Here is a 16,082-nt window from a genome sequence, read left to right on the forward strand (position 1 = left end):
CCCCTCATTCCCCACTCAATTCTTTGAGCATTGCGGGTTCATGCCATTCGCTGAAAGACTGACGTGCCCGGCAAAAGACCCGGCCGTCACTCATGACTGCGTAGGTTGCAGCCTCCGTATGCGAGACCGACACAATCCGTACCTTGCGCCGGAAGGCGCGCTTGATGAACTTCAGCATGCTCTTTCTCCACCCATCCCAAGGTCGCCCTCGGTGTTTGTTGTTCCCATGCCGACATCCGGCAGAAATCCGATTTGAGCAGGTCCGCGGTGACCATGCTCGAAAACGAACCACGCGTAGGCAATCGCGCCACCCTTTGCTTTCACGTCCGACCCTCCGGGCGGCATGGACATGCGACGGCTGGAGACCCAGACGCGGGCAAGAGGCACGGTCCCGAACCATTCCCGCCTTTTCATACCTTCCAAAAACGCCAGTCGGAGCAGGACGCACACCCTGTCGGTCGTGTTTGCAAGTGCGCAGTCGATGAACTCACGTGCCAGATTGTACGGCGGATTACTGACGACGGAATCCGGTTGGTATCCTTCGAGCGAACCATAGAAACTGTGGATGACGGCCCGAGACCAGCGCGGCTTGATATCACCCCCGAACGCGCGGATTCCGGCCATTTCCAGCCGAGTCACGATATTTCCTCCGCCGCAGCACGGATCCAGAACGATGCCGACAAATTTGCGCTCTGCCTGAATGAGGGAATCCACTGCCCACGCTGGCTCGACGTACCAGTCGTCTGCGTTCCGTTCGTAGCCTGATGCCCTCATGGTTGGCTCTCCATTGTTCCACAATTATCGAACAAAGCCGTAGAAGCATCGCCATCGACCGCAGGCGTTTCCGCCCCATCGTGTATCGTCTGACACTCCGCACCGCACTCAGCGACCAACGGCAATGCCTCTCCGTGCATGTCTGTGAGCAAGGCGCGACCGCCAGTCCCGATATCGCATCCCTGAGCCATCTGGGTCCGGGCACAGGCCGCAGCCCAGTTCCGAGGCTTGGCCAGTGACGCGGCGTGTTCCCCGATGCAGTCGGGCCAGGTGTTGAACTGGTCGGTCATGCCATTTCCCTCTCGCTGCGTCTGCGTTTCTGCGCCTTGTCGATCGCGTCATCCACAATCTGAAGGTTTTCCGGCGCATTCTTGGCGACTGCTGCACGAGCGCAGTTCAGAAACGCCATCGCCATTGGGTGGCCGTCCGTCAGAGCGATTGAGCGCCGAAGTCGCGCCACGTCATGCCAGTCAGTCGGATCGGTCTGATCAGCAGGGCGTCCAGTAATGCGCTCGGCTGCGGCGGGGGCGTAGCGCCTGACCATCGAAAGCGCGATGCGCCGGCGAGCTTCCCGAGCCTCGTCAGTGCTGGCGAACTGGTCGGGCTCATTCCAGTTCATGCTTTCACCCTGACGCCAGTACCGCAGCCAAACTTCCTCGCTCGGCGTGAGAGGGGCGAGAGGGCGCCCGGCTGGCCCCACGATCTGCGGCAACGGTTCGCGGGCGTTCTGGATCCGGACCTGCTGCACCTTCCAGCTCTCAGCCAGCAGTTCGCGCAGCCGGGAGTAGGCTGGCCACCATTCGCAGGCCTCTGCCACGTCGTGCAGAGCGGGCGTGCTGAACGCAGCGGCATGGAAGCCATCGCGCCCAAGCATCGCCGTGTAATCCGCGATCATTTCGCCTCGGGTAAAATCCGTGAGCGTCTGCTGGTGGCGAACGAGGCGGGCCAGACGGGTCAGCCAAGTTCCGATTGCGTGTCGGTTGTCGGTCATCCGAGCAGCCCTCCCGAGTAGTCCCGCAAGGCTGCATCGAGGTCGATCTGGTCGCCTCCGATACGCCGCTCGATTGCCGCAAAGCCAGTTCCGACCCGCTGCGCCACGGCCTTCTCGATCCACGCCACCGGCTCGGCCGGTCGAAGGTCGGCAGCTTCGAGCAGGATCCGGTTCAGGATCGAGGCGTCATCACCGCAGGCCTTGAGCCATTTTCCGATCAGGCCGCGAGACTGGGCCTCGGATTTCCCCGTCAGGCCCCGGACGGCTTGGAGCCCCAGCCGGAACAGGGCAGTCCGGGCATCGGGTGGCGATGGACGGGCAGGGAGGGTCTGGGAGCCAGCATCAACCGGACTGACCTCGGACGGCGACGGCTCGGCCGGCGGCACGAACGAAGTGAGTGTTCTTTCTGTATCTGCTTCTGCTTCTGTTTCTTGGTGTTTAAGGGGAGGGGTTGCGTTCGCCTTAAGGGAGGGGGTTAACCCCCCTGATGCTTCACCCTTAACCTTGCGCTTTGCCTTTCCGGTAATGTTGGGATTACCCCCTTTCTTACCGTTAGCAGCGGCTTCATCACTGATTGCCTTATCCCTCACCATGCGGCGGCTGTAGATTGTGCCCTCGTCGGAACGGCTGAAAACTCCGTTTTCTTCGAGTTCAGCCACCAGCTTTGTAGCCTCGCGTTCGGAACAGCCCAGCACGGCCGCAAGCTGTCGCATGTTCGGCGACCGTCCGTTGACCAGAAGGTGTCCGACCGGATCAGCGTCCGCCATCAGGCACAGCATCTCGATCCAAGCGCCGCGCGCTGCGAGGGAGCACATGCGCAGCGCGGGATCGCGTTGCCAATCCTGCCACCAAAATTTTGCCCATCTGCGTGCGCTCATGCCATCACCTCTGCGCGCACTGGCATGCCGACTGATCGCAGGAAGTCGATGACCTCATCGAGAGACCGGCAGACGCCAACCTTTGCGCCGGCTGCGCGGAGCTCGGCGTGTTTTGCCTTCTGCTCTGGAGACAAACGTCCTTTCGGGGCCTTGAGCTCAATGTAGTAGGTCCGCTCATTCCAGACGATGCCAAGATCCGGCCACCCAGGAAGGCACCCGCGGGCCTTTCGGCGCGCCCCCTCTCTGGCGCCGTTCTGGCGGTTCTCGAAGGACTGAGGGACCGCCCCCACGGGCAGGATGAACTGGAGAGCGTTCCAGATATGCTGGTGAAGGCGGTCTTCGGTGTGGGCGGTCATGCCTGACCTCCCGTTCTCTGGGGCGGCCAAGCTATTACACTGAGGCCTTTAACGGTCTCAGCATTCCGCCAGAGCTTCGGCACTTCCATTTCAGGTGGGGGCATGGTCGCTGAGATTACGGACGCAAAGATCGTGCAAGGATCATCGATCGGCATATTCATGCGTGGTCGAACCACGAGCGTCCGCTTCACGCCTTCCATCAATTCCCGCAGCAGCGCGGGAGAAGCTCCGTCAGTGGCTTCGGCAAGAAGGTCGAGGTCATCATCATCAAAAACGAACGGCATCCCGTAACGCTTGATGATGGCAAAGCGCTCCTGGAAGCCCGGCAAGGCAATGCCGATCTGCATATTGAACCGACGCCAGAAGGCCGGATCGATCCCGTCGGGAAGGTTCGTGGCAGCCATGAAATAGCCGACATTGAACTCTTCCATCTTGCGCAGCAGGACGGTCAGAGCGCTATTCTTCTCATCGTCGCACTGGCCACCTGTTCGACCAGACCGACTTGCGCCGACGGCCTCCACTTCGTCCATGAACAGCACGACAGGCGTTTCAGCAGCTGCAAGTCCATCGAACAGCTTGGCCACGTTCTGGCCACTCGCGCCAAGAATGCCAGCGATCAGATGCTCAGATCCCACAACGACCATCGGCAAGCCCAGGCGTGCTGCAAAGTGATGGGCCAACGTCGTTTTACCGCAGCCGGGCGGACCGAAGAGCAGCGCATTGGTCCGAGGCTTTACGCCAACGGACTTGAGTTCCTCCGCCGCCCGGATTTCCGCCATCCACTGGAAGAGAGAGGCTCGCACTGAAGCGTCAAGGATGGGCTCTTCTGCGTCCTTCGGGGAGCGGACGTCTGCTGTTTTCCCCAGACATGCCTTCAGGCGCTCAATAGGATCTTCTGCCGGCTTACGCTGAAGCCTTGTCGGTTGCATCTGCTGTTCGCGCCTCATGCTTCTTCCCCTTTCTCAGCCTTCTTCGGGGAGCGGCGCCATTCAGGAGGGATATCCATGCCGTCGCTACCAGCTTCAGCGCACCAACCTTCATCCCAGGAAGCGCGGGCGGCGTCTCCAGCAGGGAAGGGATTTTCAGTGACGCGCTTGCCCGATCGAAATGCTTCCGCGCCTTGAGCTCGCGCCTCGGACGGAGAGGCTGTCGGCTCGGGATCAGGTGCCGGGTCGAACATGTCATCAACACCAGATTCCCGATCATCCTTTTCGTCGCGGGACATATGCCGGCGCGCGTTGTCGCTCATTGGTGTCCCGTCCAGCATACCAAGCGTGGCCCGGTAGAGTTCACAGAGGGATTGCCACTCCTCACGTTCGGCCTGAGACATGGCGCGCTCACGGATCATCTGCATGATGACCTTGTTATCGAACCCGGCCGCCTTGGCCTCAGTCTTGATGTCGGAGATGCCTTCGTTAATTCCCTTGCGTTCTTCCAGAAGCGTTTCGATACGCTGAACGAAAGAGAAGAGGCGAGCCTGGGAGTTGTTGAGCGTCATTTCCGGAGTTCCTTTCGTGCAGCATTGAGGGCGCGCTGGTACCGGGCCATCTCGGCCTCAGCCCAAGCGGACCAGGAATCCCAATCGCGCCAGAGAATGCGCAGCCATGCGAACCGGTATGATGGGGGAGGGCCCGCGTGGTGGCCGAACCCAAACCGGCCTAGTTTAAGGGTGAACCAGGGCATTGTGTGTCCTCACGCGCCTTGCGGCGCTCTGCGACGAGGCGTTCAACCTCGTCCGCAATGGAGTTGCAGGAGGCCATCAGTTCGATCAGTGCCTCGGCATCGGGCGTGCATCGACCATCCAGCCAGTTTCGTGCGGCTCGCGGCGTCTTCCCTGAAGCGCGGGCCAGCATTTCTTGCGCGAAGCGGAGCGGGCGAAATTCGCGGCCAATCACTTCGAGCAGGGATTCTTTGACGGGGCGTGAAATCGCGTTCATGCGCCCATCCAGGTAAAAATTGCGCCCATTTGGGCGGGTTTTTGACCAATCATTCCGCACTGGCTTCCTCCATTCTCTGTCGTGTCACCGAGCAGAGAAGGAGCAACCACGATGGAAGGAGACGCGCCCCAGACACCACAATTCGAGATCGACGCGGACAGGCCGCACCTTGCCGCGGACTTGTGCAGGGACGCCCAGCTCTGGGGCGTTCTGCACAGTCGGCAGCCGCAGGAGGTCAAGGACCACCTGGCTCTCAAACTGGCGATGTTGGTTGGGGCGGACATCTGGGGGTGAGGCTCAGTGCAGCCCGCTGCCCCGGCCGAACGCGTAGTCCGGCACAGGCGGCGGGTTGCCGTCGAACAGAGCGCGCCACGACACGCTTGAGAACGGTTTCAGCGGCTCCCGAACGATCGGCGGCGTGCGCTCCTTCTTGGGATGCGTCGCCTCCTGTCGGGCCTTCTTCCACTTGGAACGGATCGCCTTGGGAACCTGCCGTTCCATGGCCGCAGACAGTGAAGCCGGCGACACACCGAGCTTCTTTGCGATGGCAGTCGCGCTTTCGACGCGCTCCATCATTTCAAGAAGAGCAGGCAGGAGCGGCGCCCAGTCGATGCGGTTGTGCGTGTTCTGCGGAGACGAGCCGCCCGTTGCGCTGCCGTTCGGCGACAGGCCTGCAAGGCCATGACGCGCGATCATGGACGAGAGGGAGGTTTCCTTCACCCCGAGGTGAGTAGCGATCTCGCGGCGGGTCCTCCCGGCGCGCAGCATTGCCTCGATCTCGGGAAGGTGAGGTGTCCAGTCGTAGCGCGCCGTCATTGTGCGACCCTCCCGGCAAAATGCGCCCGGACGAGCACGAAGAAGGACAGGGCGGCGAAGGCAATAGAAGCGAAATCAACCATCGTCCCGGACTCCCTTCACGGAAGTATCGGGCGTAGCGTCATTGCGGGGATCGGCGGCAACCGAGTCCCCGCTTTCACCATCTGCCAATACAGAGGATGAACTGTCATGAGTGAAAACCTGACCCGTGAGGGATTGATCTGGAACGTCTTTATCGCCTTCGCTCAGATCGACGGGAAATCCAGCGGCACGAACTTCCACGGGTGCGGTGCCGATCGGGCATATATCGCCTCGACGCTTAAAGAGGCTGCCCAAACGGTCAATGCCGCAATAAAACCCGAGAAAAAGGGAATGCCCAACTTTGCTAAAGCCCCTCAAGGCGCACCTGGCAGGAGTACGGATTGGCCCGGAGGTTAACCAGTAATCCAGCGCGGCAGCGGCTTCGAGAGTGCTGCCCATACCGCTGTCTCGCACCTGCGGAACGGAGACAGCGGCCTGAAGCGCGGCAATCCTCGTCTTTTCAGACATGCGCCGCCTCCTTCCGCTTGGCGCGGGTGGGGAGGGGCTGGCGGTACAGGTCCGGGCGCAGTTGCTCGCGGGGGATGCCAAATGCTGCCTCGATTGTCGGGCAGTGCTTCGGCGGGATCTCTTTCCAGAGGATTGGCGTCGAGTGGCGAAGGCGAAGCGCTCTTGCCAGCACGGTCGGGCCGCCAACGCGGCTGATGAGTTCTCGTGGCGTCATGCTTATTGTTTGCCACACGAACATTGATGGGCGCAAGCGTTTTGTCTGCCTCACAAACTCATGGAGATACGATATCTGCGATAGTTACTGGATGTTTGACCGAAAGATTTTAGCTGAGCGTCTGCGATCTGCCCGCCTGCAAAAGGCGGCAAGAGAAGGGCGAAAGCTCATCCAGGAGGACGTTGCTGCTGGCGCAGACGTCTCACGGTCTCACGTCGCCAATGCTGAGGGAGGCAAAACGGGGATCAGCCTAGAGGCGGCCTTCAATCTCGCCCAGTTTTACGAGGTTTCCCTCGACTACCTTACGGGCCTTTCGGTTTCTCCTCTCGAACCTCAGAGCCAAGCTCTCAAGGGTGCGGACGAGGTGGTCCTGCTCAAGATGTGGCGAGCTATGAATGAGGGTGAGAGGCAAGCCCTTCTCGCGGTCGCTGAGCGGCTCGCAGCAAAGGCTGACGGAAATGCCGCCTAAAACCTCGGATTCTCCTATGTTCGCTCTGTGTCTCATTGTTGCGAGCATATGAGAACGGAATGGGAACATCAAGCGCATTGTGGCTTAACGCCATAGGTGCGTCGTTGGGAAGTGGACTTGGAAGTGAAAATTACCATAGAGGCGTAATTGAGATATGAATACAGGCGAAGATCACTCCAATCCAGAAGCATCCAACTCCGACCCACATCAAGATGGCAGAACTCCTGAGCGCGATATAATCGCTCGATTTTATAACTCTGCGGCAACCTTCGCAGAAAATGCAGATCCCGAGCGCGAGGAAAACATAACAGAGCGGCAGAACCAAATGTCGCATGAAATATGTGTCCTTTGGTGGTCCAGAGTCGGAGTAATTGTCTCCGGAATAGCAGCCCTCATTAGCGCAATTGTTTTAGGTTTGACGTATTGGCAATCTTCAATTGCGCAGATGGCAGCATTAGATTCGCATAAAGCTCTCGTTGATGTCCAGCGTGCATACTTAAACGAAAAATCGATAACTATTAATCATTTACCGAATGGTAGATATTTAGCAGACGTAACACTAACAAATGAAGGCGCAACCTCAGCTAGAAACGTGAAATTGTACGGAGCCAGCGGTAACTGGACAGTTGACAAAGATGATTACAACAAAACACTTTCCGAAGTGTTCCCAGTAAGGCAGGGCTCAATATCTCCCAAGGGAACCAAACAATTCCGCTTTCAATTTGAAAATGAAAGCGTTGGGCCAAATGGATTTGCAACATTTTCTCATTCTGGACCAAATCAAAGGTACCTAATTTACTATGTATCCTATGATGATATATTTGGAGTTCATCAAAATCTAGAAGCTTGCTACACTTTAAACCCACCCCAAACGCATGAGGCTATACCTGAAACACAAGTTTTTAACGGTAGTGCCTGCCCCGTGCATAATTGCGATGAGAGCGGTTGCAAACCCGGCTTCTTACGGAATTTTTGATTCTGTTTTTGTGCTGCAAGTTGTCCCTGACCACTAAAGTCCACTCGGTTCCCGACGCTAGAAAAGGGACTTATTCAATGCAGAAGTGGCCCCATTTAGTGAACTGACAGATGCCCGGCTCCGGCCGGGTTTCTTTTTGCCCCGATCGAACCCCTGCGGCAGACAGGCTTTGAATAATCGTCACCCACGAATGGAGACGACCATGCCTGACCTTCGAACTGCCTGCGGCCAGCCACCAGCCCCGCCGCCAAGCCCTCCCGGACCACCGCACCCCAATCCATACCCGCCGCCGGGTGAGGGGCCGCCACCTATGCAGGAGCCGCCCCAGCCAGTGAGCTGACAGAGACCCGGTGAGAGCCGGGTTTCTTTTTTCAGAAAAATGTTCGTATAGCGAACTTTGTGCTTGCACTGAATAATGTTTGTGTGACACACATAATCCCGCACCGCACAAAGCGGCGAGGGAGAACCACAATGGCGAACCTGCCTGACAATTTCTCACAGAGTGCACGCGCCAACGCTGAGCCTCTGCTGAGCGACTTCGGATTTCCACTTGTCCGGACCATCAATTTCGAGAAGTGGATCGCGTTGTATCCGGGCCCATTCGGCACGGTCCGCAAGCTCCACGATACACCCCACTTTGCAGTGTTCGAAGAACAGACGGGTCTCGGAATTTACGAGAAGATGGCAGATGGCCAACTCCGCAGAGGCCAGATTGCACGTCATAGCAACAGCGACGAGCGCGCCCTGGAGTGGTGCAAAGATTGGGTCGCAAAATATGAGGCCGTGATGTGATGCCTGATATCACCGCCCATGATCTGTCCACGGCTGCGGCCTTACTGCTGAAGGTTCAGGAAATCGCATATCGGATCAGTGACGATCCGGGTGCGGCAGAAGAGCTGAGGCGACTTTCATTTCAATGCGGGGAAGTAGCGCGAACGCTGAAATATCCTCTGCATCAGATCAACCTACCCATCGCCGCCTGACCGGCAAGTAAATCATAGGAATTTCTGAAATGCGTGAAGCAGAAAACGCCCGAAGTGTGTCCAAAGCATCAGTTCCATATCTGGAAATGAAGCGCCGTCAGTTCCGCAAGGCCGCATGCGTGAGCCTGAATGCCGCGGGCCGGGCCGATATGGCGGGCGACCGGGCAGAGCATGACCTGCACTGGCAGCGTTATCTCGATGCCGCGAACATCGCACTCGATACCGACCGGCAGCTCAAGAGCCAGACCGTAGCGGGCCTGTCCCGGATCGTGGCGCGCGTCCTGCGCACGCCTCCTGTCATCGCAGGAAGGGCTTGAGACGATGAACGCACTCACGACGACTGACCAGAATTCGAATGTGCAGGTATGGCGCTCAAGCACAGATGCCGCCTCCATGTGCAAAGAAATCGTGGTCAAGCGCGCAATCAACCTGCAGGGGCGGCGATATGTTCCGGTTGAGGGATGGCAAGCAATCGCCATAGCCCATGGCTGCGTAGCATCCGCCGAAAATGTCCGTACCCTTGATGACGGGGTCAGTGCAGAAGGCATCATCCGTCGCATGTCAGACGGAAAAGAAATCGCCCGCGCCGAAGGTTTTGTGGGGAAAGATGAGCCGGTCTGGTTCGGTGGGAAAACGAATAACGGCAAGATTCTTCCAAAGCGCCCTGACTTCGCTATCCGCGCCATGGCTCAGACACGCGCTGTTTCCCGCGCCTGCCGTTCCGCGTTCGCGCATGTCATCGTTTTGATGGATGTCGGGCTGGAGACAACGCCATACGAAGAAATGGCTGGGGTCTTCGATGTAACGCCACAACGTCAGCAAAGCCCCGAACAGCCGCCGGTAGACCATTTGGGCGTCATCAAGGCATGGGCGGCTCATGCGCAGAGCACGGCCAACATTCTCGCCGTTGAAGAAAAGTGGAAAAGGCGCGTCGGCAAACTCAATGAACAAGGCACGCCAATCCCTAAGGATGTGCAGGAAGCCGCTGAAGACCTGATTGCAGACCGTTATGGCGTTCTGTTCGAACAAGAGCGCCAGCAGGTTGACGCCAATGCAGAAGTCCCGGCTGAGGAGATGCCGGCATGAGCATCCTGTTCTTTGATACAGAAACGAGTGGCTTCCCGAAGCCCGGACTTCCGACCGGTCATGAGGATCAGCCGCATTGCGTGCAGCTTGCGGCCATCCTGACAGACGATCAGGGGCAGGAAGAAGCGTGCGTGAACGTCATCATCCGCCCGGATGGCTGGACGGTGCCGGAAAGGGCCGCAGCCGTCCACGGCATCACGACGGAGAAGGCCGCGCGGTATGGCATCCGCGAGCAGGTGGCATCCGTCCTGTTCTACGACCTGACGAGCCGGGCTGATCTTCTGGTTGCACACAACATCCAGTTTGACCGGCAGATCGTGGCGACCATGTATGCCCGGGCCAAGCGTGCAGAGTGGAAGTTGCCGGAGGCGCAGTTCTGCACGATGGAAGCCGCTACGCCGCTGGTGAACCTGCCGCCGACGCCTCGCATGCGGGCGGCCGGGATCATTAAGCCCAAGGCGCCGAAGCTCGAAGAGTGCATTCAGCACTTTTACGGCGAGACGCTTGAGGGCGCGCATGACGCCCTGGTCGATGTCCGCGCCTGCGCTCGGATCTACTTTGAGATGAAGCGCATGGGAGAGGCGGCATGAAGTGGAAAACGCCTAAGGCGCCCAAGCCATGCAAGTTCCTGCCTGGAGAAGCATTGGTCCTGAGCGGAGATGCACTTTTGGAGATAGCCGAAAGCCACAAGTGGTTTTTCCACGGCGCACGCCTAATGCACTCGGCCGCTTTGAAGAACATGAGCCTGACTGTTGTCCGCGCAAGGATTGCCGATGGGTACATTCGACGCGCCGACCTGAATCCGGACTGGATTGTGTTTGAGCGAGAACGTTTCGCTCGTCTCGATAAGGCATCCAAAGCTGCAATTATTGGAGAGGTGGCATGACCCACCCCCGCGAGATCAACGAGGACCTGAGCGACGTGATTGCGCGCTCCCTCCTCATGGAGCGGATCGAGCGCGCGGCAGCCCTGCCGTGCCTCTCCGACCTCCGACACGACGACAACGAAATCCGCCGTGAGAGCGGCTTGCTGAATGCAGAGAAGTGGAGCGCGTGATGAGCACTGAAACGACGAACAATCCGACTGAAATTACCCTCCTGCGCATTCGCGAATGGGGCGCGTGTGGCGATGGCCGTGACTGGTTCCGTGAAAAGTTTCCGCAGGGTGGAGACTACGGCCTCGTGATGAATGCGCTGTATGACGACAGGCGCTTTGTTGATGCCCAATGGCTGGCGTCGAAGGTCTTTGCAGAAATCAAGGACACGGCCGCCATAGTGGGCAGCGAAGTGAGCGCAATCCAGTCCGCGACGAAGGGCAAAGATGAGAGTGGGAACTACGCCCGGATCGGCAGCAGTGGGGACGACGCCCGGATCGGCAGCAGTGGGGACGACGCCCGGATCGGCAGCAGTGGGAACTACGCCCGGATCGGCAGCAGTGGGAACTACGCCCGGATCGGCAGCAGTGGGGACGACGCCCGGATCGGCAGCAGTGGGAACTACGCCCGGATCGGCAGCAGTGGGAACTACGCCCGGATCGGCAGCAGTGGGTACGGTGCCCAGATCGAGTGCGAAGGCAAGAATGCGGTTGTCGCTTCGGCAGGATGGCACACTCAGGTCACCTTAGGTGAAAACGGCTGCGCCTCACTTGTCTGGCATGACGGCGAACGCTCACGCTTCACGCACCTCTATGTAGGCGAGGATGGCGTTGAAGCTGGGGTTGCGTACCGATTGGACGATGCCGGGAAGGTGGTGCCAGCGTGACCCACACCATACCCACCCTGATCGAGGCGCTGGCCCTCGTGATCCTGTTCCACCTGGCGGCCGGCTCGCGGCCAGGGAGTGTTTGAGATGATCTGGTTTCTCAAGAAAATCCGCCAGTTCTTCACCGAACCAGACGCGGGCCATGACGAAAACTTCGACGATTGGGCACAGAGGATTACGTGGTAATGACCCAGAAAGACCCGACCAATCGCCTTGGTCTGAACGATGGCCGTTGGCACGAAGTCCAGTCCCACCATGCCGGGCTGTCCGCGCCGGACTACGAGTTCGTGTGGAACGGCCATCGGCGGTTGATCCGTGACGTGGCAGCTAGCCGGGGTGCAGCAAAATGACGCAGGAACAGAAGGGCGCAGTTCGGGCGCGGGACGAGCAGATCTCCGATTTTTCTTCCGATCTTCTGGTGGAGAAGCAGTTGAAGAACTCTGTAGTCCTAAAAGACCGACTTCATGTCGAGCTTACTGAAGCCGAAGCCCGAGGCGCAGAGGAACAGCGCCGGAAGGATGCGGAGGATTGCGCTCCAAGATATCAGGTTTGGAACAATAATCCCGGCTTTTGGGATGACTGCCCTGAAGACGAAGAAGACTGGCGATGGGAACACGCAACAGAGGCAGATAGGCGCATCCTCTACACGCGCCCCGCCAACGTCGCCGCGCTGGAAGCACGGATTGCGGAGTTGGAAGGGGAGAATACTACCCTGAAAAGGCGCGTAATAAATGCCGCCGAAAACCTACTGAGCATCGAGACTCCTTGCATGAAAGGAGACAACTTCGCCGTAACGATATGCAGTCATTTTGAAGATTGCGAAGGGGAGCCCTGTGACAACGGATGGCATCCCAAAGCTACGGAAGCATACGAGGAAATAAAAACGGCTATCGCTCGGCATTTCCGCGCCGCCCTCACACGCGAGGGAGGGGTGTGATGCGCTTTCGTATTCGGATGTTTGGAAAGACAGTTGCTTCAGCAGAAGGCGCGTATTCGGAAAGCGAGATCTTCCGATATGTGGCACAGTACCGTGAAGATGGCGAAATCACGGTCCAGTATTGGACAGGAACGCATTGGAAGCGGTGGGCACTATTCTGTCAGTGGCCGATACCCGCAGGAGACCCGGCATGAGCGGGCGGACGGATACGAAACTGCCAGTGCTCGACCCATGCTCTGGTAGCCGGATGTTCTACTTCGACCGCGTAGATCCGCGTGTTTGCTTTGGGGACATCCGGAGCGAGACGCATGAACTGAAGGACCGTTCCAGTTCTGGAGGAAGCCGTAAGCTCATCATCGCGCCCGATCGGATCATGGATTTCCGCGCACTGCCGTTTGCTGCGGAACAGTTCCACCTCGTCGTATTCGACCCGCCGCATCTTACTACCAATGGTGTGAGTGGATGGCTGGCTAAGAAATACGGGAAGCTCGGGGCGGATTGGCGGGAAGACATCCGCAAAGGATTCCAGGAATGCTTTCGCGTTCTGAAACCATTCGGGACACTGATCTTCAAGTGGAACGAGCATGAAATCCCGGTGCGCGAGATACTGGCTCTGACGGATGCCTCCCCCATCTTCGGAAACCGGAGTGGGAAAACATCGAAAACGCACTGGATCGTTTTCCTGAAAGATGAAGCCATGGACGCGGAGGAACGGGGATGAGTGAGGCACTCGAAGAAACTCTGACCTTTCAGGATGTGCTGAACCGCCTCAAAGGCCGCGTCGGACGCACGAAGCTCCGTGAGCACCTGAACCGCGTGCGGGACTTTCATGGAGGCCCCACGCATCGTCGCTGGGGTCACCGCATCATCTTTTACCCGGCGGATTTCAAACGCCTGCTGCTGAGCTTGGAATGTCACTCAAACTCGTCAAACGTGCCAGATCGGAAACCTACTACGTTCGCGGAACCGTCAAAGGACAGAGCATTTACGAAAGCTCAGGAACTTCTGACCTCGAGCAAGCGGAAGAATACAGAGCGAAGCGCGAAGCCGAACTCTGGCAAGAAAGCATCTATGGCAAGCGGTCCGTTGTAACCTTTGCCCATGCGGTCTCTGCCTATGCTGAGGCAGAGCCGCGCTCCGAGGCAACCAAGGCCTATCTGCGTCGTCTGCTGGACCATTTCGGTACCACGCGCCTGGCAGACATCGACCAGATAGCGCTCGACCAAGCCTATCGGCATATTTTGCGTGATGGAGCCGAAGCCAGCCCTGCCACAAAGGTCAGGTCTGTTCTCACGCCTCTGCGCTCCGTTCTGGAATTTGCCGCTGTTCGGAGATGGTGCGAGCGGCCGGCGTTCGACAAACCGCGCATTCCGATAAGCCGGACGGTTTATCTCAGGCCCGAGCAGGTGACGAGCTTGATCGATAACGCGGCGCCACACCTGAAGCCGTTGCTGGTCTTTCTGTTCGGAACCGGTGCGCGCATGTCAGAGGCTCTCGAACTGGACTGGTCTTGCGTCGACCTAAGGGGAAGGCGGGCTGTTGTCTGGCAGAAGCAAGGGAACGAGCGGCATATCGATCTGCCGCCTCGCGTCTGTGCATCGCTGGCGTCTCTGCCCAATCGAGACGGCCGCGTGTTCCGTCCGGTCCGTGCCCGAAAGTCGAGAAACGGGAAGGGAAGGGAAATCGGTCAGGCGTATTCGGAAAATGGACGCACTAGCGGTGGTCAGATCAAATCCGGATGGTCGGTGGCTTGTCGCAAAGCGGGTCTGCCAGGGCACATGCGCGTCTGGATACCCATGGGGCAGGAGAAACCGAAGAGCGTATTCGTTCCGGACGTCACTCCGCATGATGCCCGTCACACCTGGGCAAGTTGGCAATACTGCCTGCACAAGGATCTGATGCGCCTCAAGGCTGACGGCGGATGGGGTAACATCACGACAGTCACCCGTTACGCCAAGGTGATGCCGGAGGCTTACCGGGCCGAGATATTGGAATGGCTGGGCCTAGAAAACTGAACGCGCGATCCCCGATTCGCAGGAGTGCGCAGATGCAGAGAAGGGTGCACGGATTTTGCACGGATTTGCTCGGTCACATCCGGCTTTATGCGGTACCAAGCGGCTCTAAGCGACCCACACTAATCAGCCCAATGGACTGAAAGGATCACTAGAAACTCTATATTTTCAAGGAGTTATCACCGGACCGAGTGGTGGGCGCAACAGGGATTGAACCTGTGACCCCTACCATGTCAAGGTAGTGCTCTACCGCTGAGCTATGCGCCCCCGGTCCGGTGAGGTGGCTTTTAGATGCGTCTGCAAAACCTTGCAACCCCCCTTGAGGCGGAATATGAAAAATTATGAAAATTTCTTCGCCTCTAACATCTTTCAAGGTAGATTATCCCCGGAATACCGCCATTCCTGTCATTGTGTCTTCACCACATTCCGGGCGGTTTTATCCTTCTGATTTCCTCAGCAGTGCGTTCCTGTCTCTTTTCGAACTTCAGCGGATTGAAGATCGGTTCATGGACCAATTGCTGGAGGATGCTCCCGATTTCGGGGCGACCTTGTTGAGCGCAAATTTTTCCCGCGCTTGGTGTGACGTGAATCGGGACTGGCGCGAAGTCGATGGAGAAATGTTTGACCCTGTGCCTCCCGAAGACGAGGTTATTTCGAGCGCCAAGGTACAGGCTGGGTTTGGAGTTATCCCGCGCTGCATTTCGCAAGGACGTCCGATCTACAGGCACCCTCTGGAACTTTCCGAATTAAGGAAAAGAATTTCTACAGTATGGTTGCCTTATCATGAAGCTCTTGATGCTCTTCTAGAGGAAACAAGCCAGCGTTTTGGCTATGCTATCCTTCTCGACCTGCATTCAATGCCGAAATTACCATATGCACGTTCATGCGACGTCGTACTTGGAGATCTGCATGGCAAAAGTTGCGATCAAAACATAATTGATAAAATAGAAAATATAATAAAGAATAAATATCACTCGGTTCGCAGGAATATTCCTTATTCTGGTGGGTATATTACGCAGCATTACGGAAGGCCGGAAAGGAAAATTCATACTGTTCAGATAGAAATATGCCGGTCTCTTTATCTGAACAGCGCGACCCTTCAGCCAGGGGGCGGTTTCATGGAAACAAAGCAGAATATGCGGCATTTTCTTGCCGCCATATCGGACTGGCTTTTATAAATACTCGAGGACTGTCCTGTATTGACGCATCATTTTTCTTGGTGCGCGCAGGTTCGCTTCGCTATCGCCAAACTGCCGCTTCCAGGCTGTTTCCGTCGATGAAGCAAAGTGTGTCTTTCCACTAGAAACACTGAGCGCTCCCTGTACCGACAAGGCGGGTCGGTAC

The 16,082-nt window shown here is 57.8% G+C and carries 28 protein-coding genes and 1 tRNA gene; 15 read left to right on the plus strand and 14 right to left on the minus strand.

The annotated features are described in order from the left end of the window. Positions 1–4: 4 nt before the first annotated feature. From A0U94_RS15855 to A0U94_RS05380, 13 genes are all read right to left on the minus strand, one after another. Positions 5–178, minus strand: coding sequence for a hypothetical protein (locus tag A0U94_RS15855; protein WP_167369349.1), 174 nt, complete (start codon positions 176–178; stop codon positions 5–7). Further along, on the minus strand, positions 172–774 hold the full coding sequence (locus A0U94_RS05325) for a TRM11 family methyltransferase (RefSeq protein WP_077802688.1): 603 nt from the start codon (positions 772–774) through the stop codon (positions 172–174). Before A0U94_RS05325 ends, A0U94_RS15855 begins: the two co-directional genes overlap by 7 nt. Continuing rightward, a complete protein-coding gene (locus A0U94_RS05330; protein WP_077802689.1) occupies positions 771–1,064 on the minus strand; it encodes a hypothetical protein in 294 nt (97 codons plus the stop codon). The genes A0U94_RS05325 and A0U94_RS05330 overlap by 4 nt, the downstream gene beginning before the upstream one ends. Next, positions 1,061–1,765 (minus strand): hypothetical protein, encoded by a 705-nt coding sequence (locus A0U94_RS05335; protein WP_077802690.1) that lies wholly within the window; start codon positions 1,763–1,765, stop codon positions 1,061–1,063. Before A0U94_RS05335 ends, A0U94_RS05330 begins: the two co-directional genes overlap by 4 nt. Beyond that, on the minus strand, positions 1,762–2,643 hold the full coding sequence (locus A0U94_RS05340; RefSeq protein ID WP_149026673.1) for a winged helix-turn-helix domain-containing protein: 882 nt from the start codon (positions 2,641–2,643) through the stop codon (positions 1,762–1,764). The genes A0U94_RS05335 and A0U94_RS05340 overlap by 4 nt, the downstream gene beginning before the upstream one ends. After that, a complete protein-coding gene (locus A0U94_RS05345) occupies positions 2,640–2,999 on the minus strand; it encodes a VRR-NUC domain-containing protein (RefSeq protein ID WP_077802692.1) in 360 nt (119 codons plus the stop codon). The genes A0U94_RS05340 and A0U94_RS05345 overlap by 4 nt, the downstream gene beginning before the upstream one ends. Further along, positions 2,996–3,946 (minus strand): ATP-binding protein, encoded by a 951-nt coding sequence (locus tag A0U94_RS05350; protein WP_077802693.1) that lies wholly within the window; start codon positions 3,944–3,946, stop codon positions 2,996–2,998. Before A0U94_RS05350 ends, A0U94_RS05345 begins: the two co-directional genes overlap by 4 nt. Next, positions 3,943–4,497: a GapR family DNA-binding domain-containing protein gene (locus A0U94_RS16290; protein WP_077802694.1), complete on the minus strand. Its 555-nt coding sequence runs from the start codon at positions 4,495–4,497 to the stop codon at positions 3,943–3,945. The genes A0U94_RS05350 and A0U94_RS16290 overlap by 4 nt, the downstream gene beginning before the upstream one ends. Before the next feature lie 160 nt (positions 4,498–4,657). After that, a complete protein-coding gene (locus A0U94_RS05360; RefSeq protein ID WP_077802695.1) occupies positions 4,658–4,936 on the minus strand; it encodes a hypothetical protein in 279 nt (92 codons plus the stop codon). An 84-nt stretch (positions 4,937–5,020) separates the two neighbouring features. After that, a complete protein-coding gene (locus tag A0U94_RS15860; RefSeq protein ID WP_167369350.1) occupies positions 5,021–5,182 on the minus strand; it encodes a hypothetical protein in 162 nt (53 codons plus the stop codon). 51 nt (positions 5,183–5,233) lie between these two features. Then, positions 5,234–5,704: a hypothetical protein gene (locus A0U94_RS05370; protein WP_167369351.1), complete on the minus strand. Its 471-nt coding sequence runs from the start codon at positions 5,702–5,704 to the stop codon at positions 5,234–5,236. Between the two features lie 123 nt (positions 5,705–5,827). Then, a complete protein-coding gene (locus A0U94_RS15865; RefSeq protein ID WP_077802698.1) occupies positions 5,828–6,301 on the minus strand; it encodes a hypothetical protein in 474 nt (157 codons plus the stop codon). Beyond that, the gene (locus A0U94_RS05380) at positions 6,294–6,515 is read right to left on the minus strand and encodes a YdaS family helix-turn-helix protein (protein ID WP_167369352.1); all 222 of its coding nucleotides are present in this window, start codon (positions 6,513–6,515) and stop codon (positions 6,294–6,296) included. The genes A0U94_RS15865 and A0U94_RS05380 overlap by 8 nt, the downstream gene beginning before the upstream one ends. On the opposite strand from A0U94_RS05380, the gene A0U94_RS05385 reads away from it, so the two are divergent. The 14 genes from A0U94_RS05385 to A0U94_RS05435 all read left to right on the plus strand — a co-directional run bounded on the left by A0U94_RS05385 (position 6,514) and on the right by A0U94_RS05435 (position 14,741). Further along, on the plus strand, positions 6,514–6,984 hold the full coding sequence (locus tag A0U94_RS05385; RefSeq protein ID WP_167369353.1) for a helix-turn-helix domain-containing protein: 471 nt from the start codon (positions 6,514–6,516) through the stop codon (positions 6,982–6,984). The two genes, A0U94_RS05380 and A0U94_RS05385, sit on opposite strands and share 2 nt — an antisense overlap. 154 nt (positions 6,985–7,138) lie before the next feature. Continuing rightward, entirely contained in the window at positions 7,139–7,960 is an 822-nt protein-coding gene (locus A0U94_RS15665) for a hypothetical protein (protein WP_149026683.1), read from the plus strand. A 471-nt stretch (positions 7,961–8,431) separates the two neighbouring features. After that, positions 8,432–8,752: a hypothetical protein gene (locus tag A0U94_RS05390; RefSeq protein ID WP_077802700.1), complete on the plus strand. Its 321-nt coding sequence runs from the start codon at positions 8,432–8,434 to the stop codon at positions 8,750–8,752. Next, on the plus strand, positions 8,752–8,943 hold the full coding sequence (locus tag A0U94_RS05395; protein ID WP_062107345.1) for a hypothetical protein: 192 nt from the start codon (positions 8,752–8,754) through the stop codon (positions 8,941–8,943). Before A0U94_RS05390 ends, A0U94_RS05395 begins: the two co-directional genes overlap by 1 nt. 29 nt (positions 8,944–8,972) lie before the next feature. Further along, positions 8,973–9,260: a hypothetical protein gene (locus A0U94_RS05400; RefSeq protein WP_077802701.1), complete on the plus strand. Its 288-nt coding sequence runs from the start codon at positions 8,973–8,975 to the stop codon at positions 9,258–9,260. Positions 9,261–9,300: 40 nt separating this feature from the next. Then, positions 9,301–10,029, plus strand: a complete 729-nt coding sequence (locus A0U94_RS05405; protein ID WP_149026687.1) for a hypothetical protein — start codon at positions 9,301–9,303, stop codon at positions 10,027–10,029. Next, entirely contained in the window at positions 10,026–10,619 is a 594-nt protein-coding gene (locus A0U94_RS05410; RefSeq protein WP_077802703.1) for a 3'-5' exonuclease, read from the plus strand. The genes A0U94_RS05405 and A0U94_RS05410 overlap by 4 nt, the downstream gene beginning before the upstream one ends. Then, the gene (locus A0U94_RS05415; RefSeq protein ID WP_077802704.1) at positions 10,616–10,915 is read left to right on the plus strand and encodes a hypothetical protein; all 300 of its coding nucleotides are present in this window, start codon (positions 10,616–10,618) and stop codon (positions 10,913–10,915) included. Before A0U94_RS05410 ends, A0U94_RS05415 begins: the two co-directional genes overlap by 4 nt. Continuing rightward, positions 10,912–11,085: a hypothetical protein gene (locus A0U94_RS15870; RefSeq protein WP_156476367.1), complete on the plus strand. Its 174-nt coding sequence runs from the start codon at positions 10,912–10,914 to the stop codon at positions 11,083–11,085. The genes A0U94_RS05415 and A0U94_RS15870 overlap by 4 nt, the downstream gene beginning before the upstream one ends. Continuing rightward, a complete protein-coding gene (locus A0U94_RS15875) occupies positions 11,085–11,789 on the plus strand; it encodes a YdhT family protein (RefSeq protein WP_167369354.1) in 705 nt (234 codons plus the stop codon). Before A0U94_RS15870 ends, A0U94_RS15875 begins: the two co-directional genes overlap by 1 nt. 185 nt (positions 11,790–11,974) lie before the next feature. After that, positions 11,975–12,139, plus strand: coding sequence for a hypothetical protein (locus A0U94_RS15880; protein WP_167369355.1), 165 nt, complete (start codon positions 11,975–11,977; stop codon positions 12,137–12,139). Beyond that, positions 12,136–12,726 carry a hypothetical protein gene (locus tag A0U94_RS05425; RefSeq protein WP_077802705.1) on the plus strand — a complete coding sequence of 197 codons (591 nt, stop codon included), beginning with the start codon at positions 12,136–12,138 and terminating at the stop codon, positions 12,724–12,726. The genes A0U94_RS15880 and A0U94_RS05425 overlap by 4 nt, the downstream gene beginning before the upstream one ends. Positions 12,727–12,916: 190 nt before the next feature. Beyond that, positions 12,917–13,447 carry a class I SAM-dependent methyltransferase gene (locus A0U94_RS05430; protein WP_077802706.1) on the plus strand — a complete coding sequence of 177 codons (531 nt, stop codon included), beginning with the start codon at positions 12,917–12,919 and terminating at the stop codon, positions 13,445–13,447. A 190-nt stretch (positions 13,448–13,637) separates the two neighbouring features. Next, positions 13,638–14,741: a tyrosine-type recombinase/integrase gene (locus A0U94_RS05435; protein ID WP_077802707.1), complete on the plus strand. Its 1,104-nt coding sequence runs from the start codon at positions 13,638–13,640 to the stop codon at positions 14,739–14,741. 189 nt (positions 14,742–14,930) lie between these two features. On the opposite strand, the gene A0U94_RS05440 is transcribed toward A0U94_RS05435, so the two are convergent. After that, positions 14,931–15,005: transfer RNA gene (locus tag A0U94_RS05440), tRNA-Val, on the minus strand. Between the two features lie 74 nt (positions 15,006–15,079). Between A0U94_RS05440 and A0U94_RS05445 the strand changes: the two genes are divergently transcribed. Next, positions 15,080–15,916, plus strand: a complete 837-nt coding sequence (locus A0U94_RS05445) for an N-formylglutamate amidohydrolase (RefSeq protein WP_077802708.1) — start codon at positions 15,080–15,082, stop codon at positions 15,914–15,916. Positions 15,917–16,082: the final 166 nt, after the last annotated feature.

The organism is Gluconobacter albidus (assembly GCF_002005485.1).
GTDB classification, from domain to species: domain Bacteria; phylum Pseudomonadota; class Alphaproteobacteria; order Acetobacterales; family Acetobacteraceae; genus Gluconobacter; species Gluconobacter albidus.

What these genes read in the sequence shown, in the direction of transcription:
- A0U94_RS15875 (WP_167369354.1), top strand. Translation starts at nt 11,085, where the DNA reads ATGAGCACTGAAACGACGAACAATCCGACTGAAATTACCCTCCTGCGC.
- A0U94_RS05350 (WP_077802693.1), bottom strand. Translation starts at nt 3,946, where the DNA reads ATGAGGCGCGAACAGCAGATGCAACCGACAAGGCTTCAGCGTAAGCCG.
- A0U94_RS15870 (WP_156476367.1), top strand. Translation starts at nt 10,912, where the DNA reads ATGACCCACCCCCGCGAGATCAACGAGGACCTGAGCGACGTGATTGCG.
- A0U94_RS05390 (WP_077802700.1), top strand. Translation starts at nt 8,432, where the DNA reads ATGGCGAACCTGCCTGACAATTTCTCACAGAGTGCACGCGCCAACGCT.
- A0U94_RS05385 (WP_167369353.1), top strand. Translation starts at nt 6,514, where the DNA reads ATGCTTATTGTTTGCCACACGAACATTGATGGGCGCAAGCGTTTTGTC.
- A0U94_RS05380 (WP_167369352.1), bottom strand. Translation starts at nt 6,515, where the DNA reads ATGACGCCACGAGAACTCATCAGCCGCGTTGGCGGCCCGACCGTGCTG.
- A0U94_RS16290 (WP_077802694.1), bottom strand. Translation starts at nt 4,497, where the DNA reads ATGACGCTCAACAACTCCCAGGCTCGCCTCTTCTCTTTCGTTCAGCGT.
- A0U94_RS05330 (WP_077802689.1), bottom strand. Translation starts at nt 1,064, where the DNA reads ATGACCGACCAGTTCAACACCTGGCCCGACTGCATCGGGGAACACGCC.
- A0U94_RS05415 (WP_077802704.1), top strand. Translation starts at nt 10,616, where the DNA reads ATGAAGTGGAAAACGCCTAAGGCGCCCAAGCCATGCAAGTTCCTGCCT.
- A0U94_RS05370 (WP_167369351.1), bottom strand. Translation starts at nt 5,704, where the DNA reads ATGCTGCGCGCCGGGAGGACCCGCCGCGAGATCGCTACTCACCTCGGG.
- A0U94_RS05430 (WP_077802706.1), top strand. Translation starts at nt 12,917, where the DNA reads ATGAGCGGGCGGACGGATACGAAACTGCCAGTGCTCGACCCATGCTCT.
- A0U94_RS05395 (WP_062107345.1), top strand. Translation starts at nt 8,752, where the DNA reads ATGCCTGATATCACCGCCCATGATCTGTCCACGGCTGCGGCCTTACTG.
- A0U94_RS15880 (WP_167369355.1), top strand. Translation starts at nt 11,975, where the DNA reads ATGACCCAGAAAGACCCGACCAATCGCCTTGGTCTGAACGATGGCCGT.
- A0U94_RS05400 (WP_077802701.1), top strand. Translation starts at nt 8,973, where the DNA reads ATGCGTGAAGCAGAAAACGCCCGAAGTGTGTCCAAAGCATCAGTTCCA.
- A0U94_RS05340 (WP_149026673.1), bottom strand. Translation starts at nt 2,643, where the DNA reads ATGAGCGCACGCAGATGGGCAAAATTTTGGTGGCAGGATTGGCAACGC.
- A0U94_RS05325 (WP_077802688.1), bottom strand. Translation starts at nt 774, where the DNA reads ATGAGGGCATCAGGCTACGAACGGAACGCAGACGACTGGTACGTCGAG.
- A0U94_RS05425 (WP_077802705.1), top strand. Translation starts at nt 12,136, where the DNA reads ATGACGCAGGAACAGAAGGGCGCAGTTCGGGCGCGGGACGAGCAGATC.
- A0U94_RS15865 (WP_077802698.1), bottom strand. Translation starts at nt 6,301, where the DNA reads ATGTCTGAAAAGACGAGGATTGCCGCGCTTCAGGCCGCTGTCTCCGTT.
- A0U94_RS05445 (WP_077802708.1), top strand. Translation starts at nt 15,080, where the DNA reads ATGAAAATTTCTTCGCCTCTAACATCTTTCAAGGTAGATTATCCCCGG.
- A0U94_RS05360 (WP_077802695.1), bottom strand. Translation starts at nt 4,936, where the DNA reads ATGAACGCGATTTCACGCCCCGTCAAAGAATCCCTGCTCGAAGTGATT.
- A0U94_RS05335 (WP_077802690.1), bottom strand. Translation starts at nt 1,765, where the DNA reads ATGACCGACAACCGACACGCAATCGGAACTTGGCTGACCCGTCTGGCC.
- A0U94_RS05410 (WP_077802703.1), top strand. Translation starts at nt 10,026, where the DNA reads ATGAGCATCCTGTTCTTTGATACAGAAACGAGTGGCTTCCCGAAGCCC.
- A0U94_RS05345 (WP_077802692.1), bottom strand. Translation starts at nt 2,999, where the DNA reads ATGACCGCCCACACCGAAGACCGCCTTCACCAGCATATCTGGAACGCT.
- A0U94_RS05435 (WP_077802707.1), top strand. Translation starts at nt 13,638, where the DNA reads ATGTCACTCAAACTCGTCAAACGTGCCAGATCGGAAACCTACTACGTT.
- A0U94_RS15665 (WP_149026683.1), top strand. Translation starts at nt 7,139, where the DNA reads ATGAATACAGGCGAAGATCACTCCAATCCAGAAGCATCCAACTCCGAC.
- A0U94_RS15855 (WP_167369349.1), bottom strand. Translation starts at nt 178, where the DNA reads ATGCTGAAGTTCATCAAGCGCGCCTTCCGGCGCAAGGTACGGATTGTG.